This is a genomic window from Prevotella sp. RM4 (genome assembly GCF_000701965.1).
Lineage (GTDB): Bacteria > Bacteroidota > Bacteroidia > Bacteroidales > Bacteroidaceae > Prevotella > Prevotella ruminicola.
In genome coordinates, this window is record NZ_JNKG01000007.1 from 703,397 (window position 1) to 721,445 (window position 18,049).

The 18,049-nt window shown below is 50.5% G+C and carries 8 protein-coding genes; 3 read left to right on the plus strand and 5 right to left on the minus strand.

Going from position 1 to position 18,049, the window contains the following annotated elements; genetic code table 11:
* Positions 1-16 precede the first annotated feature (16 nt).
* The 5 genes from T499_RS0104145 to T499_RS0104165 all read right to left on the minus strand — a co-directional run bounded on the left by T499_RS0104145 (position 17) and on the right by T499_RS0104165 (position 11,235).
* A complete protein-coding gene (locus tag T499_RS0104145) occupies positions 17-1,828 on the minus strand; it encodes a RagB/SusD family nutrient uptake outer membrane protein (protein WP_033150191.1) in 1,812 nt (603 codons plus the stop codon).
* 19 nt (positions 1,829-1,847) lie between these two features.
* Complete coding sequence (locus T499_RS0104150; protein WP_198021236.1) at positions 1,848-5,063, minus strand: SusC/RagA family TonB-linked outer membrane protein; 3,216 nt, start codon at positions 5,061-5,063, stop codon at positions 1,848-1,850.
* Positions 5,064-5,268: 205 nt separating this feature from the next.
* Entirely contained in the window at positions 5,269-7,683 is a 2,415-nt protein-coding gene (locus tag T499_RS0104155; protein WP_052173370.1) for a glycosyl hydrolase, read from the minus strand.
* Positions 7,683-8,846: a glycoside hydrolase family 88/105 protein gene (locus T499_RS0104160; RefSeq protein WP_033149834.1), complete on the minus strand. Its 1,164-nt coding sequence runs from the start codon at positions 8,844-8,846 to the stop codon at positions 7,683-7,685. The genes T499_RS0104155 and T499_RS0104160 overlap by 1 nt, the downstream gene beginning before the upstream one ends.
* Before the next feature lie 7 nt (positions 8,847-8,853).
* Entirely contained in the window at positions 8,854-11,235 is a 2,382-nt protein-coding gene (locus T499_RS0104165; protein ID WP_033149835.1) for a glycoside hydrolase family 2 TIM barrel-domain containing protein, read from the minus strand.
* 175 nt (positions 11,236-11,410) lie between these two features.
* Between T499_RS0104165 and T499_RS0104170 the strand changes: the two genes are divergently transcribed.
* From T499_RS0104170 to T499_RS0104180, 3 genes are all read left to right on the plus strand, one after another.
* Positions 11,411-12,589 (plus strand): rhamnogalacturonan acetylesterase, encoded by a 1,179-nt coding sequence (locus T499_RS0104170; RefSeq protein ID WP_033149836.1) that lies wholly within the window; start codon positions 11,411-11,413, stop codon positions 12,587-12,589.
* Positions 12,590-12,719: 130 nt separating this feature from the next.
* Positions 12,720-15,857 (plus strand): SusC/RagA family TonB-linked outer membrane protein, encoded by a 3,138-nt coding sequence (locus T499_RS0104175; RefSeq protein ID WP_033149837.1) that lies wholly within the window; start codon positions 12,720-12,722, stop codon positions 15,855-15,857.
* Between the two features lie 39 nt (positions 15,858-15,896).
* Complete coding sequence (locus T499_RS0104180) at positions 15,897-18,032, plus strand: RagB/SusD family nutrient uptake outer membrane protein (RefSeq protein ID WP_033149838.1); 2,136 nt, start codon at positions 15,897-15,899, stop codon at positions 18,030-18,032.
* Positions 18,033-18,049 lie beyond the last annotated feature (17 nt).

The following is an 18,049-nucleotide window of genomic DNA, read 5'->3' on the forward strand; positions in this document are numbered from 1 at the left end:
TTTCAATGTTCAATTTTCAATCAGACAACTGACCGTAGTTACCATCGTTGTTCAGCATGTTGTTGCTTGAGTCGATAAAGTTCTGCCAGATAGGCCACAGGCAGTTGAGACTTGGGGTGGCTACGTAGAGACCGTCGATGATATCGTCGGTAAGAGTTGGCTTATCGGCAGTACCGAACCAGTTCTTGTTCTCCCAATCACCCTCGAGGGCGTTGATAACGGCGGGATCGTCCTCACCCTTGTTCATACCGTAAATCTGGATGTCGCTCTCGTTTTCAACGGTCTTCAGATAAACCTTATCAGGCAGTCCTGCGTATGCGCCAGTACGTGTCTGCAGAGCCTGGAGCTTAGCCTTGGCCTCAGCCATCTTCTGGTCGATGATACCCCAGCGTACGAGGTCGGCCTTACGCAGAGCCTCGCCAGCAAATTCGAGGGCGCGCTGATCGTAGATACCCTCACGGAAAGCCTGCTGATTAGCGGTGTACTTGGTCTGCAGGGCAGCTACCTTAGCAGCGGGCAGTGCGCGATCCAATACTGGCTTCATGTAGTTCCATGCAGCGGCGGTGTTACCCAGTTCGTTCTCGGCCTCGGCAGCCATCAGGTAAACATCGGCCAAGCGCATATACTGCCAGTTCACACCATCGTCGTTGGTACTGGTAACAATGCGGCTCATCCACTCGTAGCGCAGCTTACCGAAGCACATCTTGTTCAAGCCGCTCAGCACAACGTGCGCATTGCCATCCTTCAGGTCCTTACTCCACTCGTAAGGTACCACGGTGATGTCGCGACGGATGTCCTCGGGATCATAATCGTAGTACAGAGTAGAAACTGCGCGGTTGATACCACCCTGCGACTGCTGGGTGTACTGGTCCTTAGCGTTATGCTTCAAACCCCATGTGTAGAGCACACGGCCACGACCGGCAGAGAATGGAATCTCCCAAAGGCTTTCGCCACCAGCTGTTACATTATCCTGACAGAGCTTAACGAAGTTCTCCTTAAACGAACCCAGTTTGCTGCTGCCATGGGCAATCACCTCTTCGCACTCCTGCTTGGCAATCTGGTACATCTTCTCAGGAGCCAACTCGGGATCCTTCGACAGGCGATAGCCATCGCCACGCAGACCGTAACCACCTGCATAGAGAGCCAGACGGGCACGCAGGGCCTTAACAAAGTCCTTGTTTACACGCTCGGTAGTCTTGGTGATAGCATTCTCCTTAGCCCAGTAGCAATAGTCCTCAGCCTCTAACAGATCGGCCAGCAACTGCTTGTAAATCACGTCGCGGTTGGTACGGGGCAGGTACATATTATCTGAGTTGTTAGGCTCGAAACGTGCAGGCACGTCGCCCCAAGCCTTCAGCAGGTCGTTATAGATAACGGCACGCAGGGTGAGGGCCTCGCCTAACAGGTGGCGCATATCGGCGTTGTTCTCGATGTTACCATATTGGCGGATACCCTTGATGGCCAGATTGGCACGCTCGATACCCTCGTAGAACTTTGCGTAGGCATTGTTGGCGGTGTTCATCTGTCCGTTAGCAGCCTGAGTGCTGTAGTTCCACAGACTCTGCTTATCGCTTACGCGGTCGGCATACGATGGTGCGTTACCCCATTCTACATCGGTGTTAACACCGTAGTAGGGCAGGAAACGGCCACGGTATGAGTTGGTCTCGCCAAATGATACGTGGATCGACATCACCTCTGATTCGGCCAGCGAGTAGGTGGCGAATACCGATGATTCGTCGAGGGTTGAGATGCTGGGGGCATCCATGTCGCACGAGGCCAGACCCATCAGCGACATTGACAGTATAGCTAATTTGATATTATTCTTCATTTTCATGTCCTCCTTCATTTTAGAAATTCAAATTGAGTCCTACAACGAACTGGCGGCTACGTGGATAACCAGAGTGGTCAACACTTGGTGTAAGAGCAGTACGACGGTAGCAGTCGCTCTCAGGATCGAAACCGCTGTAACCAGTAATGGTGAATACGTTGTAAGCTGTTGCATAGAAGCGCAGGCTCTGAATGCCAGCACGCTTGGTGAGGGCAGCAGGAATAGTGTAACCCAGCGACAGGGTGTTGAGACGCAGGAATGAAGCATCCTCAAGAGCCCAGTCGGTAAGTACCATACGGCTCATGTAAGGGCTCCACATAGTGGTGTTGGCGTTCAGCTCGGCCAGACGGGTTGGGTCGTTGCTGAGCAGACCGGTCTCAGGATCGAGGTTGGTCCAGCGCTTGCCAGCAGCCATCTCGGTGCTCATACTGCGATACTGGTACTTTGAGGTTGAGGTGTACTCAATCTTATTAGCATTATAAACCTTGTTGCCAATGCTGTAGTTGAAGGCAGCGCTCAGGTCGAAGCCGTAAGCGTGACCGCTCAGGGTGAATCCACCGAATGCAGTTGGGTTTACATCGCCCAAAACCTCAACATCGTTCTCGTAAGTAACGAATCCATCACCATCCAGATCCTTCAGTTTGAGTGAACCTGGGCGGATAGTGCCTACTACGGCTGTAGCATCAGCAACACCCTCCTTCAGGATCCAGCCCTGCTTAGCATCGTAGCCGGCAAAGTCGGTTACCTCGTAGCGACCAGCGCCATCCATGCGGAATCCCATTACCTGTCCGAGAGGATCGCCTACAGAAATCCAGTAGTCGTTACCGATTTCGGTAGAAGCCCAGTTGGTGTTCCAACCAAAGTCGTTCATCACACCAAGGCTCTTCACCTTATTCTTGTTGAAGCCGATGTTACCGCTCACGTCGATACCCCAGTTCTTCTGGTTAACGATGTGGTAGGTGAAGCTGAACTCAAGACCCTTATTCTCGGTCTTACCCATGTTGCGATACTGGTTGTCGTAACCTGTACCTCCAACAGGGAACTGGATGAGCAGATCTTTTGTGGTGTTCAGATAGGCTTCGATAGTACCGTTCAGCTTACCACCGAACAGGGTGAAGTCGATACCCACGTTACGTGTGATGGTAGTCTCCCACTTCAGGTCGGGGTTAGCCATCGTCTTTGATGGTGCCCAGTATGAAGAGATACCGTTTACCCAAGCGGTAGAGCTGGCGCTATAAGTCTGTACAAGCTGACCAACAGGAATATTGTTGTTACCAGCAGTACCGTAGCTTACACGCAGTTTCAAATCGTCGAGCCAAGAGGCTGTGCTGGCCATGAATGGCTCTGAAGAGATACGCCAAGCCAGAGCTGCTGATGGGAAGTAACCCCAGCGGTTGCTCTTGTTGAACTTTGACGAAGCATCGGCACGGAATGTAGCGCTGAGCAGGTAGCGGTCCTTCAGGTTGTAGTTCAAACGACCGAAGAAAGAGAGCAGCTTATCATCAGCACTGTAAGCATCGTCGATAGAGTAGGGCACACCCTGTGAGGTGAGCTTCCAAGCGGTCTCGGCATCAAAGTCGGTGGGGAAACCGTGTACCTCGTCGGTATTAACGCGCTGCTTGGTAATCACGTACTCATGACCTACCATCAGGTTCAACTTGTGATCCTCGTTCTTAATCAGATTCTTGAAGTCGTAGTTGATGGTGTTGGTATTGCGGAAGCGGTGACGGTTAGTTGATGTCAGTCGGATGGCTGGCATGTTCTGGTTGTCAACTGCTGGTACGTTCTTAATATAATAGGTGGTAAGACCCCAGTAACGCTGGTCGTAGTTGTTGTAGTCGTCGTAACCAAACTCGGTACGCAGCTTCAGGTCCTTGTAAATCTCCCATCCAAAAGCACCTGCAATGTTCAGGTTCTTACGTTCCTTCTTCTGGTCGTTATCCCACTGAGCCTGGATAGGATTGTAGAGGTTACCTAAGTCGTCATCGGCAGAACCGGCTGATGGATCAAGGTTCTTGATGGGGAATGGGCTGTAGATAACAGCATAACGCAGACGGTGGTCAGAATCGTATACACCAGTAGCATCCTGTGCACCACCACCACGGATATCGGTATCGGCATAACGTGCCTGGAAATCGAGTGTTGTGGTCTTGGTGGGCTTGGTGTTCAGCTTCAGACTGAAGTTGTCACGCTTGAAGCTTGAACCAATCTGGATGGCCTTATCGTTCATGTGTGCATAGCTGAATGCATACTTGATATTCTCGGTACCACCATTGATGTTGATGTTGTGATTAAAGGTGTGACCGGTACGGCCGTAAACCAAATCCTGCCAATCGTTGGTGGCAATATTGTCGTACATATCCAGATCCTGATAGTTGCCGAAATAATCGGTGTACGACGAGATCTTCTCAGGATCGTTATTGTTCTTCAGCAAGGCCAGCTCGTACTGCCAGGTAGCATAGTCGCGTGCGCTCAGCACATCCTGCTTCTTGGCAATCTTCTTCCAGCTGTAGTAAGCATTGTAGCTTACCTTGGTCTTACCCTCCTTACCGCTCTTGGTGGTTACCAGGATAACACCATTAGCACCACGGCTACCATAGATGGCGGTAGATGATGCATCCTTCAGTACGGTGATGTCCTCGATATCATTTGCGGGAATGTCGCTGATGGTCTCAACGGGGAATCCATCAACGATGTAAAGGGGATCGTTGCTCTGGGTGATAGAACCACCACCACGAACACGAATCTTTACTTCGGCATCGGGCGAACCTTCGGTGGTAGTTACCTGTACACCCACCATCTTACCGGTGAGGGCCTCTGAGGCATTGGCTACAGGTACAGCCTGCAAGGTTTCGCTGTTAACGGTTGCTACCGATCCGGTAAGATCTTTCTTCTTAACCGAACCGTAACCAATTACTACCACATCGTTCAGGGTGGTGTTGTCGTCTTCCATGGTTACCTTAACGGGGGCACCGCTGATGGTAACGGTCTTGGATTTCATACCGATGTAGGTAATTACAACCTGCTTACTGTTCTGCAGCGTGAGGTTAAAGTTACCGTCGTAGTCGGTAATCGTAGCGTTTTTAGGACTACCTTTTTCTACAACTGTAGCGCCAATAACGGGCTCGTTAGTTGAGTCAAACACCTGTCCTTTCGCAATCGTTTGAGCCAGCACCTCAGGGGGAGCCAGTACAAAGAATGCTGCTAAGAGACACAGTTTGCACAATCTTCTCATTGCTTGATTCATACTTTGATGTTTAAGTTATTAATTATAATAGTAAGTCAATTACTTCTCAGAGATTAGTCCTTAAATTGGTGCAAATATAGTATAAAAAATTTAAAAATCGGCTATTCGATGGTAAAAAAGTGCGTAAAAAAGCACGTAAACGTTTTCGAATACGAAACGTTTACGTACATTATTTTAATAAGTAACGTGCGACTTAACGAACCAGTTTAACGGTTGTATTCAGTCCACTTGGAACGGGTTTCCAATCGGCGTAGGTGGTGTTCTTATAGTTGATATCCACCACGTTAATCTCGTTGAATTTGCGCCATTGTACGCCTTTTCTGTCAAGCTCGGCAATGCGGTTGGCAGGCAGGTTGGTAACCTCGATACGTATCTCGTTCTTGCCCTTGTGCAGAGTGTTGCCGCAATCCAGAATGAATGGTACGGCCCAGGCACAACCTACAAACTGACTGTTGATATACACACGGGCACTCTCGCGTACGTCGCCTAAGTCAATCTTCCAGTGCTGCTTAGCTTGTTGGGCCGAAAGCTTGATGCTGGTGGTATAAACACCTGTACCCATGGTAACGGCAGCACTGTCGCTCAGTGTCTCCCACGTCTGGAGTTTGTTCAGTTTGAACGTGCCTTCAACACGTGGACTTTCGTCGGTGAATGAAAGCACCCATGGACCTTGGAGGGTTATCTCCTCGGTCCCGGATGCAGTTGTAGCAATATTTGTTGAAGGTTGATTTGACGTCTGCAGGATGCGGCTCTCGCCTGATTTGAGGGCGATGTGCAGCTGTCCGTTATGTACTTCGGCAGGCTGAATATCACCGTTCATGGGGTTGAACCAGGTAGCACTCTCGAAAGGTACTGCCAGGGTTACATCGCCTGCAATATCCTTCGGTGTGAGGTTTACGATGAAGTAGTGCCAGCCATCGGCTGTATGGCGACGGATGGCGCGCAAGCCGTAGGTGGTCTTCATCTGTTCGGCTTTGGCAAACTTGGCCATGTCGGCAGCCTGTTCGCCACGAATCACATAGGCGTTCAAGCGGTTGATCTGTGCTTGCAGCGACGCATCGATGGTGGTGCCGCTGGGGATGATAAGCGCCTTGTAGCGGGTGCCACCCTCGGTTACAAGCATGCCATCCTGAATGCGTACCTTAGCCAACTGACGATCGCTGATGTAATCGCAGTCGTAACCTAAGCTGTCAATCGTCAGGATGCTGCGGATAAACTGAGGCGCTTTCTTGGCCATCGAGTGGATGTCGAACTGCATGAGTAGCGTGTTGTTGTTATCACGCTGGTGCCACATGTCGCGTACGGGCAGATATACCAGAAAATCGTTGTCAGGCTCGCCCAACTGCAGGAAACTCTGGCAACGCTCGATGTACTTCATCAGGTAAGGGGCATCGCGCCAGATAGAGTTGGTAGGACTCATATCAACCGATGCATAGAACTTCCAACCTGGCCAGGCAGCGTTCTGTGGGGTGTAGCACGAACCATGGAAGTACACGTGGTTTACACCACAGGTGAACATCAGGTCGAGATCGGGCTTCATCTGTGAGAGCGAGGTACGGAAATGCTCGGTGAGCCAGGTAAACGTTTCGCTGGATGTGAAGGGCTTGCCCATGACATGAGCAGCCGACGATGCATACTTGAGCATCGACACGTCGCTATCATTCTTACGGGTTTTGCCAGGATCGGTGCGCAAGCCCTTAATGCCGAACTCTGAAAGACCGAACCCTTCGATCTCTGGAATATCTACAGCGGCATAAAGATCGAGCAGGTTGGCAGGTGAGCCATGAGCCTGGTTGCGCACCTTTACACCATGCTTGTGTGCCCAAGTCACCCACTGCTGGGTGAAGTTCTCGAGCAGCATATCGCTGAGTGTTTCGCGATAATCGGCCAACGTCTGGTTGCCATCATCTACCTTGCCTAACAGTTCGGGCAGTTTAGTACGCAGGTCGTATCCACGACGTTTCTGGAACTCATCGAACAGGGTGGGTGTCCAATCGGCCTTGTACACCTCGTAGCTGTCGTTAAAGAACGTGTGAGGGTAAGGTACGCCCGATGTTGCAAATGCCTGTTCAAAACGATCCAGGTAGTGCGCTACGGCGTTGCGGTCGAAATGATCCACCACCCAGCCTTCGCCACCAGGAGCGGCACGTTTTACCTTCTGCTTGGTGCGTCCAATCTCAACCTCATACTGGTGCTTGCCATTAATAATGGTATCCTTGATAATCGCCCGACAAGCAGCCTGATCTAACGAGATGTGCGGACCGCCAAAGGGCCAACCGGTACCGCAGTTCATATCCACCTCGATGCCTAACGGACGTGCGATGTCTTGAACCGATTGCAGGGCCTGCATCCATTGGGGCGATAGGTAAGCGATGTTGTTGGCATCGTTACCTTTTACGCCATAGATAGGCGTTATCTCCACAGCGCCTATGCCTGCACGGGCATACTCCTGGAGGTTCCACTGCAGGTCGCGCTGATTAACAGCAGAACCCAGCCACCACCAACGGGTGCCGGGTTTAGCTTCTGGTTTGGGCTGCGGCCATGCCTGGGCAAAGGTTGCCGAGGCATAGCAGCACGCCACACATATTATGGTTAAGAATTTCCTCATTATCTGGTAAGTTTGTAATACTCAGAAGCGCCAAGCAGGAAACAGCCTGTGCCATAGTCTTCAAAGTCGGGTACGCTGTCGAAGGTAACAGGTTGTCCGGCTGAGGGTTCCTTTCCTGTGCCCTGGTTCCATCCTAAGAATCCATCGTTATGTACGCATGATGCGAGTGCCTGCCAGGCTTTGTCGCATGCAGGGCGATAGGTCTTGGCTTTGAGCAACCCCTGCTGAATACCCCATGCCATACCATAGAGAAACAGGGCGGTACCAGTCATCTCGGGGGTAGGGTAGTCGGCATCGCTTACCAAGCTGGCATGCCAGAAACCATCTTCGTGCTGACAGCTGAGCAAGCCCTTGCTCATCAGCAGGAAGTCCTTCTTCAGTTCCTTATATTCTTTACTCTTAGGACTCAACTGGTTCATGCAGCGTACGATGGCGGCATACACCCAACCGTTACCACGGCTCCAGTAGCAGTCCTTACCATCCTTTTCCTTGTAAGGTGGTACGTAGTCGGCATCGCGCCACCACAAACCGTCTTTGGTGTTGAACAAACCACCACCACACTCGTTACGAGTCCAGCGGTACATCTGCATGGCGTGGTCGCGATATTTCTGTTCGCCAGTAACGTTTGCAATCTGCATGTAGAGTGGCATAGCCATCTGTATGGCATCAATCCAGGTCCACCAGCCGTACAATGAGTTCACGTTGGTCTTGGCCTTGGGCGTAGAGGTTTGCTTCTTTGAGTTTGGGGTACCCATCTGGTGATCCAGATTGGCTATGACGTTAGCTAAGAGTGCTTTCTGGTCGCCACCTTTCAAAGCTGCCAGTTCCACGTAGGTCTGTCCGCAGCACTGGTCGTCGGCATCAAGGGTGTTCACGCCGTTGCGTGGTGTCCACTTGTGGAAGTCGGCCCAGGTCATGGCGTAATCGATGTAACGCTGCTGTGGGTCGATGGCATTCAGGGCCATCAGTCCCTCGTAGTACACGGCACGTGTCCAAAGCGACGAGGGGCGCACCTTCTTCACGTTGGTGGGAAGGGTAGGGTCACTATACTTCATCATGAAGTAGTTGTTTGTTTTCTGTGCTGATTCTAACACATTGTTCTGTGCGGTAGCTGTGGTGGTGAGTCCCACGAGTGCTACGAGTGCGATAATAGTTTTCTTCATATGTAGTTTATTTAGTTTCAAACTTGTTGACAACGGTTTTAAAGTTGTCGGATGTAGTCTTTAGCGTTACTTTTGATGGCTTGCTGCCTGCACGCAGGATAACCATAGCCGAACCATGCCACAGGCGACGGTGATTGGTTACGTTCAGTTCGTCGCTCTCAATATCGCCATTGGTTACAGCCACAATACGGGCATCGCCTTCAACCTCGAACTGCAGTTCGTTGCTGGCATCGGGTACACGGCGACCTCTGCTATCTACGGCGACGATGCGCACATGCTGCAGATCCTCGCCATCTGCCAGCCAGTTGGTGTTATCGGGAATGGCCTGCAGCTTAACAGCCTTACCAGTGGTTTCGATAGCATGGCGGGCTATCACCTTACCGTTTTTGTAGGCCACGGCTTCTAACTTGCCTGCCTGATAGGGGATGGCTTTCCACAAAATGCGGTTGCGCTTTTCGGCATCGGTAGAGTTGGCCTGCTTACCAAGGCTTTTGCCATTCAGTAGCAGTTCTACCTCATCGCCATTGGTGTAAGTAAACAGATTTACTTTTGTGCCAGCGATGCGGTTCCAGTTTTCCGATTGGATATCGTTACCTGTCTGTATGCCGTTCCACTCTATGTCGGCATCAGTATCCTCGATAATGGCTATATGTACCATGGGGGTGTCGGTCAGATAACTCTTCATAAAGTAGGCTTTGGGCTTGGGCTCTAACGCGATGTCGAACACACCCTGTGCCCAACCTTTGGCTGGCCAGCCCTGACTCTCGCCTAAGTAATCGATAGCACCCCAGTAGGCCAGACCGATAACCTTGTTCAGGTCCATCTCAAACCAGTTCGGTCCCATCTTGTTGATGCTGGCCTCGCTCTGGTAGAAAGTCATCCATGGAAAACGGCGACCATCGCCAGGGAAGTACATGTACCTATAATTATAGGCCTGTATATCGGTGTGCATGGCCAAGTCGCAGGGCAGCGAGTCGGTCTCCCAGTTGCGGTAGCGCGGGTGCATGGCTACGGTAACCTTGCGGGTAGAGTCGTAGCGGTTCACTACGGGGCGCATCATCTGGTAGCAGGTAACACCAAAGTCGTTAAACGGCAGGTTTGGATCTTGCTGTAGCTCGTTGCCTAAGCTCCACATAATCACCGATGGTGAGTTGCGGTCGCGCTTAATCCACTCGGTAACATCCTGTGCCCAGTGGTTCATAAACGGCACGCGTCCGCCAGTGTGCTGCTGGGTCCACTTATCGTAAAGCTCATCAACAACCAGTATGCCGTATTTATCGCATAGGCGGATAAAATCGCGACTGTATGGATTGTGCGAGGTACGTATGTGGTTGATGCCGAACTGCTTCATGAGTAGCAGACGCTTCTCGATGGCGCGGGGATAGGCAGCTGCACCTAAGGCGCCTAAGGTGTGGTGGTTGGCATAACCTTTGAGCAGCACTTTCTTACCGTTGAGTTTCAAGCCGAAGTCGGGACCGTACTCGATGGTGCGGATACCGAATTGCTCGCTTACTTCATCGGCCACGGTACCATCAGCATACAGCAACTGGCACACCACTTTATATAAGGCGGGGTGCTCTGTGTCCCAAAGCTGCGCATTGGGTATCTCCATCTCGGGTGCCTGTATCGTGAGTGTACGTGTTTGTGGGTTGCCGCCACGTTTAGCCGTCTGTTCTGTTACCAGTTTTCCCTGAGGGTCGTAAATACTTACCTTCATAACTGTTTGACGGTTCTTGGTGCGATTTGTAAAATCGGCTGCTATATTTACATATTTATTATCGCGCGTAGTGATGTAGAGCGGATGGCGCTCGAAATACAAATCGGCAGGTGTGTCGATGAGCGATACGTTGCGGAACAAACCGCCACCTGTGTACCAGCGTGAGTTCTTTTCGGTCATGGTATGTGCCTTGACGATAATCTCATTGTCCTCGCCATAGCGCCATAGTTTGGTTACATCGATTTCAAAACCCACGTAGCCATAATCGGTGCCACCGATATGCACACCGTTCAACCATACATCGCCTACGTACATAATGCCTTCGAAGTCGAGCAGCAGGCGGCGACCAATTTCTACATTTTTACATTCTTCAATTTTTACATTCTTCCTGTACCAGCCTGCACCCATCTCTTTAAAACCTCTGGCCGACAGACGGCTTTTTATGTTGGCAGCCACATCGGTGTTGTCGCCACGTTCGTCGGCACTTGGAGCAACCCATGGCTGTTCTATCTGAAAGTCGTGAGGCACGTCAACCTGGTGCGCGTTAGTAAACAACGAGTCGTGTGCAAACTCCCAACCCAGGTTCAGCGATTGCACTGTTCTAGGTTGTGCCCACATGCTCGTTGCCATGCATAGCGGTAAAACCAATGCGGTGATACGATTTGTATTCATCTCTTTCGTACGTTTTTAGTTTTCTGCTGCAAAAGTAGGCAAATATGCGGTGATGATACATATACGTTCGTTCTGAAATTAGCAATTTTGTACAAGTTTGATAGTTTACGGACAATAATCGGTCGTATGATAGTGATAAAGGCTGTACTTTTGCACCAACTAATTAATAACTCTGATGAAAAGACTAATCATTTTGACTGTGGCTGTAGTTGCCAGTCTGTGTGTCAAGGCACAGACCATCGACACCTTATTATATAAAAAGGGTGCCGCTCCAATCAATTTTTCTGTCCGTGTGCCCGATGGCAATTATCGTGTCACCGTTACGCTCGGTTCGAAGAAACGTGCAGCTCAGACAGTGGTGCGTGCTGAGAGCCGTCGGCATTACACCGATGTTATCAGCACCAGGAAAGGTAAATTCCAAACCGTGAGTTTTGTGGTAAACAAGCACGAGCCTAAGATTGATGCTGCTATCAGCGTGAAGTTGAAGTCACGTGAACTGGGTTACAAGAACTGGGATGATGCCCTGAACCTGCAGTTCTGCGGTCCGGCTCCAGCCGTTCAGCGTATTACCATTACGCCTGATACAACTGCCACTACGGTATTTCTGTGTGGCAACAGCACGGTGGTGGATCAGGAGCAGGAGCCTTGGGCTTCGTGGGGACAGATGATTACACGTTGGTTCGACGATAGGGTGGTGATAGCCAACTATGCCGAAAGCGGACTCTCGGCAACTACCTTCTTGGCACAGCTGCGTTTGGATAAGATTCTTACCCAACTGCGAAAGGGCGACTATGTGATTTGTGAGTTCGGTCATAACGACGAGAAGGAGAAGAAAGCTGGCGATGGTGCCTGGTACAGCTACTCACGCAATCTGAAGATATTTGTGGACCGCGTACGTGCCAAAGGTGGTAACATCATCTTTGTGACACCTACAGCACGCAGGTTCTTCGAGGCCGACCAGAAAACACTGCGTAACACCCATGGCGACTATCCTGAGGCTATGCGTACCGTGGCTCGCAGAGAGAATGTGCCTGTGATTGAACTGAACGGTATGACTACCACCCTGTACGAAACTTTAGGTTACGAGGGCTCAAAGAAGGCGCTGGTACACTATCCTGCTAACACCTTTGCTAATCAGCCCGAAGCACTGGCCGATAACACCCATTTTAATCCTTACGGTGCGTGGCAGGTGGCCAAGTGTATCGTGATGGGGCTGAAACAGATGCACTCGCCATTGGTAGAGCACTTGCGTACAGATTGGCAGGATTACAATCCTAATCAGCCTGATGATCCCGATGCGTTTGTATGGTATCCTTCGGGAAATACCAATCTAACCAAGCCCGATGGCAATTAAAAATGTACAGTTTGTACGATAATCATAGTAAACGAACGATTTTGTAATATATAAAATAGGTAAAAACACCTACTTTTGCAGCAAAACCAAATTTTATTTCAAAACTATAAATTCAAAAAATTAACACAGTATGAAGGACATTGGTAAATCAAGTCTGAACAACAGCTGGGGCATGCTCCAGAGGTTGATGTTTACGGTTCTGTTCGCAGTGTTTGCTATTGGCGCATTCGCTCAGAACAAAGTAACCGGTACTGTCGTCGATGTACAGGGCGAGCCCATCATCGGCGCAAGTGTCGTTGTTAAGGGAACCAGCAATGGTACCGTTACCGATTTCGACGGTAAGTTCACTGTTGCTAACGCTCCCGCAAAAGGTAACCTCGTTATTAGTTATGTAGGTTATCGTTCACAGACTATTGCCCTTGGTGGTAAGAGCGACATTAAGATTACCCTCGAGGAGGATAAGCAGTTGCTCGACGAAGTGGTAGTAGTAGGTTATGGTGTTCAGCGTAAGAGCGATGTAACAGGTGCGCTCACACGTGTAGGCGAGAAAGAACTGAACGCCCGTCCAGTAAACAATGCATTCGAGGCTTTGCAGGGTAAGGCTGCCGGTGTGGATATCACCACCAGCGAGCGCCCAGGTACCGTAGGTAGCATTGCTATCCGTGGTCAGCGTTCAATCTCTGCAGGTAAGGGTCCTCTCTACGTTGTTGATGGTGTGCCCCTTCAGGCCACCAGTCTCGACGCTCTGAACCCTCGTGATATCGAGAGCATCGACATTCTGAAGGATGCCTCTTCAACCGCTATCTATGGTAGCCGTGGTGCCAACGGTGTTGTTCTGGTAACAACCAAACGTGGACAGGAAGGCAAGATGCAGGTAAGTTATAGCGGATCGCTCACTTTCGAGAAGATTGTAGATAAGAGTCCTGCTATGAGTGCCAGCGATTATATCACATGGCGCCGTTGGGCTTACTACAACATGAGCCCCGATAAGTACACTCCTGGCGATCAGCCAACCATGGAGCAGGATAAGAACTTCTTTGGTGGTGATGATACAGCTCTGGCCAACGTGATGAAGGGTTGGGCCGGTGGAACATGGGATGGTTCGAAGGTTACTGATACCGACTGGACCGACTATGTAACACAGACTGGTCTTACACAGGAGCACACTCTCAGTGCCCGTGGTGGTACCAAGAATATTGCCGGTTTCGTATCTTTCGGTTATCTGCGTAACGAGGGTACTCAGAAGGGTCAGACCTTTGAGCGTTACAACTTCTCGGCCAGTGCCGATGTAAAGGGTAACAAGTGGTTCAAGACCGGTGGTTCGTTCAATGCTTCGTATGGCATCCAGCAGTATGGTTACTCTAAGGCTTATGGTACCAGCTCAGGTCCTACCGATCTGTACGGTGCTGCCAAGGCTATCCTGCGTTACACCTTGCCTTACGACGAGAATGGCGACCTGATTACACAGCCTGGTGGTTCAACCACTAACACCTATTCTATTATTGATGAGTGGACCAAGAGTACCGATGAGCGTCAGAACTTCCGCTTGTTGGGTAGCTTCTATGCTCAGATCGACCTCGGTCAGATCTACGAGCCTCTGCAGGGTTTGATGTGGAAGACACAGTTCGGTCCTGAGTTCCGTTACTATCGTAATGGTAACTTCTTGGATGCCAGCTCTATTAGCCGTGCCGGTGGTAACAACACCGTTAGCCGTGGCGATGGTCATCAGCTGGCTTGGACACTGGATAACATGCTGATGTACAACCGTACATTCGGCGAGCATACTGTAGGTGTAACCCTGTTGCAGAGTGCTTCGAAGACTAAGTCGGAGAGCAGCAGCATCAGCGAGGAGAATGTGCCCATTCCTTCGTTCCTGTGGAACAACCTGGGTGCTGTAGATGTAACCGACACCAAGTATAAGGTAGGTATCGGTTCAGGTACTTCTGGCAGTCAGCTGGCTTCTTACATGGCTCGCGTTAACTACTCGTACATGGATCGTTATCTGCTCACAGCTTCAGCCCGTTGGGATGGTGCTTCGGTACTGGCCGAGGGTAAGAAGTGGGATTTCTTCCCATCAATGGCCCTTGGATGGCGCATGGAGCAGGAGGAGTTCCTGAAGAACGTATCATGGCTTGATCAGTTGAAGCTTCGTCTGGGTGTGGGTGTTACTGGTAACGCTGCCGTATCTCCTTACGGAACACTCGGTCTCATCAACTCTTACTGGATGCCATTCAGCACTGGTAACTCACAGATTCTGGTTACCAACGAGCCTTACTATTCTAACAGTCAGGTGCAGATGCCTAACAAGAACCTGGGTTGGGAGAAAACCACACAGTGGAACCTTGGTATCGACTTCAGCTTCCTGAAGGGCCGCATCGGTGGTACTATTGATATGTACACCTCTCGCACCAGCGATCTGATTCTTGATATGAGCATTCCTTCACTCTCTGGTTATCCTTCAATGAAGACCAACGTGGGTAAGACCAAGAACAAGGGTATCGAGCTTACTCTGAACACTATCCCTGTATTGACTAAGGACTTTACCTGGAACTCTAACCTGAACCTGGCTTGGCAGAAGGACGAGATTGTTGAGCTGGCAAATGGTAAGGAGGATGATGTAAACAATGCTTGGTTCATCGGTCAGTCAATCGCTGTTTACTACGGTTATGCTGCTAATGGTCTCTGGCAGGAGAGCGACGCTGCCGAGATGGCTAAGTTCAACGAGAACGGTGAGAAGTTTACTCCAGGTAGCGTTCGTCCTGTTGACCAGAATGGCGACTACAAGATTAATGCCGACGACCGTGTGATTCTGGGTAACAAGAACCCACGCCTCACCGCTGGTTGGAGCAATACCATCAGCTGGAAGGGCTTCGAGCTCACACTCGATCTGCAGGGTCGTTTCAAGTACATGGTTAGTACCGGAGGCGAGGGCCAGCTGGGTATGTATCAGCAGCGCGAAATCAGCTACTGGACACCAAGCAATACTGGCGCCGAGTGGCAGAAGCCTGTTTACAGCCAGGCTGGTGGTGACCCCTATTCTGGTCTGCTTGGATTCAAGAATGCATCGTTCATCAAGATCCGTAACCTGTCTCTGGGTTACAACTTCGATAAAAAGGTGCTCAAGAGCATCGGTCTGAATGGTTTGAAGCTCTATGTTCAGGGCCGCAACCTGGGTATGCTCTATTCTTCAATCGACTTTATGGATCTCGATACCGGCCGTACTTACTTCAATCGTGGTGTAACTGCTGGTGTGCAGGTTGACTTCTAAGAAAATGCAACAATTATAAAATGTAAAAATGAGATAATTATGAAATATATCAGCAATAAAATAGTTTGCGGTGCGCTGTCGATGGTTACCCTGCTGGGTGCAACCTCATGTGGCAACGATTTCCTGAAGGAGGATGCTGGACATCTTTATTCGGATGCACTGCTGGAAGACGAGGCTGGTGCTTTGAAGATGGCTGCCGGACTCTATGGTAACATCCGCTGGCACTTCGGTTACGAGTGGGCTTACGGTATTACCCTTTATGGTTGCGATGAGTTTACCAATGGCGCCGACCTGACCGCCGAGCCTTGGAACACATACGATAACCGTTTGAATCCTCAGGACTGTACACCTGCTCTGGGTGCTGCTAACAAGAACTGTCCTGCTGTATCAGCTCTCTGGGATCAGATGTACTACGGTATCTCTACCGCCAACCTGATTATCAGCAAGGCCGATAACGTTACTAAGGAAGAATCGCGTAACAAGGCACTTGGCGAGGCTCACTTCCTGCGTGGTTACAACTACTATCGCCTGTTCTGCCAGTATGGTGGCGTGGTACTCGAGACCGAGCCTGCCAATGGTACTGTTAAGAAGAGCTTTACCCGTGCCAGCGAGGAGGAGACTTTGAACCTGATTATCGACGATTTCGAGAATGCTTATAAGATGCTGCCAAAGGATAAGTGGCGTGGTAATGGTACTTGGACCAAGTACACTGCAGCCCATTTCCTGGCTAAGGCCCTGCTGTATCGTCAGAGTGAGCGTTGCGCCTCTTGGGCATCTAAGTACGATAAGGCTACCGACCTGAATCGTGCCATCTCTCTTTGCGACGAGGTGATCGCAGCATGTCCTCTGGCTCCCGACTACTGGGATCTGTATGCTAAGTGGACTGGTATCGACTGTCCTAACGAGGGCCTGTCAGAAATCCTGATGGCTGCCGAGCACAATGAGGATAAGACCACTCAGGGTCGTTTCGGTAACCGTACCTATAACTACTTCGATCCTCAGTTCTCTAACTTCTCAGGTGGTTGGGTTCAGCGTGGTCAGTATATCGGTGGTATGGACTTCCAGCGCTGCCGTCCTACTGAGTATGCTTACTCGGTTTACGATAATGTGAACGATGCCCGTATGTGGAAGACCTTCAAGACCGTTTACGGTTTGAACCATGCTGCTAAGAAGGATGCCGACGTGATTTCACAGAACGGTATCACAGCCGATCAGGTGCCCGATCTGGGCGACGAGGGTATCATCTTCATCCTGAACAAGAAGAGCGACGCCCGTTTCGATGGCAATCCTTACGGAACATTCGGTCGTGGTGGCGATGTACACAGCTTTGTTAATCCTCTTACAGGTAAGTGGGTGCCCAATGCCTTCGTTACTTTCCAGGATGGCAAGTACGTGCTGAACACCTATACTGGTAACCCCTCAACCTCAAACGTATTCTGCGGTATCAACAAGACTGCCGACGGTAGCCGTACCGGTGAGAAGGGCGATGCCCACCGCGATGTAATCATGGCTCGTAGTGGTGAGACCTATTTGGTTAAGGCCGAGTGCCAGGTTCGTATGGGTAACTACCAGGAGGCTATCAACACTGTTAACGTGCTCCGTGCCCGTGGTCAGTGGAAGAAGGGCGAGAACCGTAGCTACTACACCGATGGTTCGATGGCATTCCTGAAGAGCGATGGTGGTATCACCGATAACTCTACAGCTGCCAGCATCACTCCTAAGAAGAACAAGGATAAGAGTGGTAAGCAACTCACTAATGCCGAGGCTTACGCTTACTCAATGACTCACACCAATACTTATTACCTCTCAACAGGTATTGCCGAGACTACCGATGCTTCTGATCTGCAGATCAAGAGCTACACTCAGTTGCCTGCCGAGGATGAGGCTATCCTGAAGGAGATTGGTGCAACCAGCGATTACGATCGTATGCTCAACTTCGTATTCAACGAGCGTACTCGTGAACTGTTAGGTGAGTGGAACCGTTGGGATGAGCTGGCTCGTACCGGACTGCTGGTTAAGCGTGCCAAGGCTTTCAACCCCGAGGCTGCACCTAACGTACAGGACCGTCACATGTATCGTCCTATTCCTCAGAAGTTCATTGATACTCTGCAGAACGAGGATGGTACCAACCTGAGCGATGCCGACAAGAAGGCTTGGCAGAACCCTGGTTATTAATTCTACCAACTAGACAT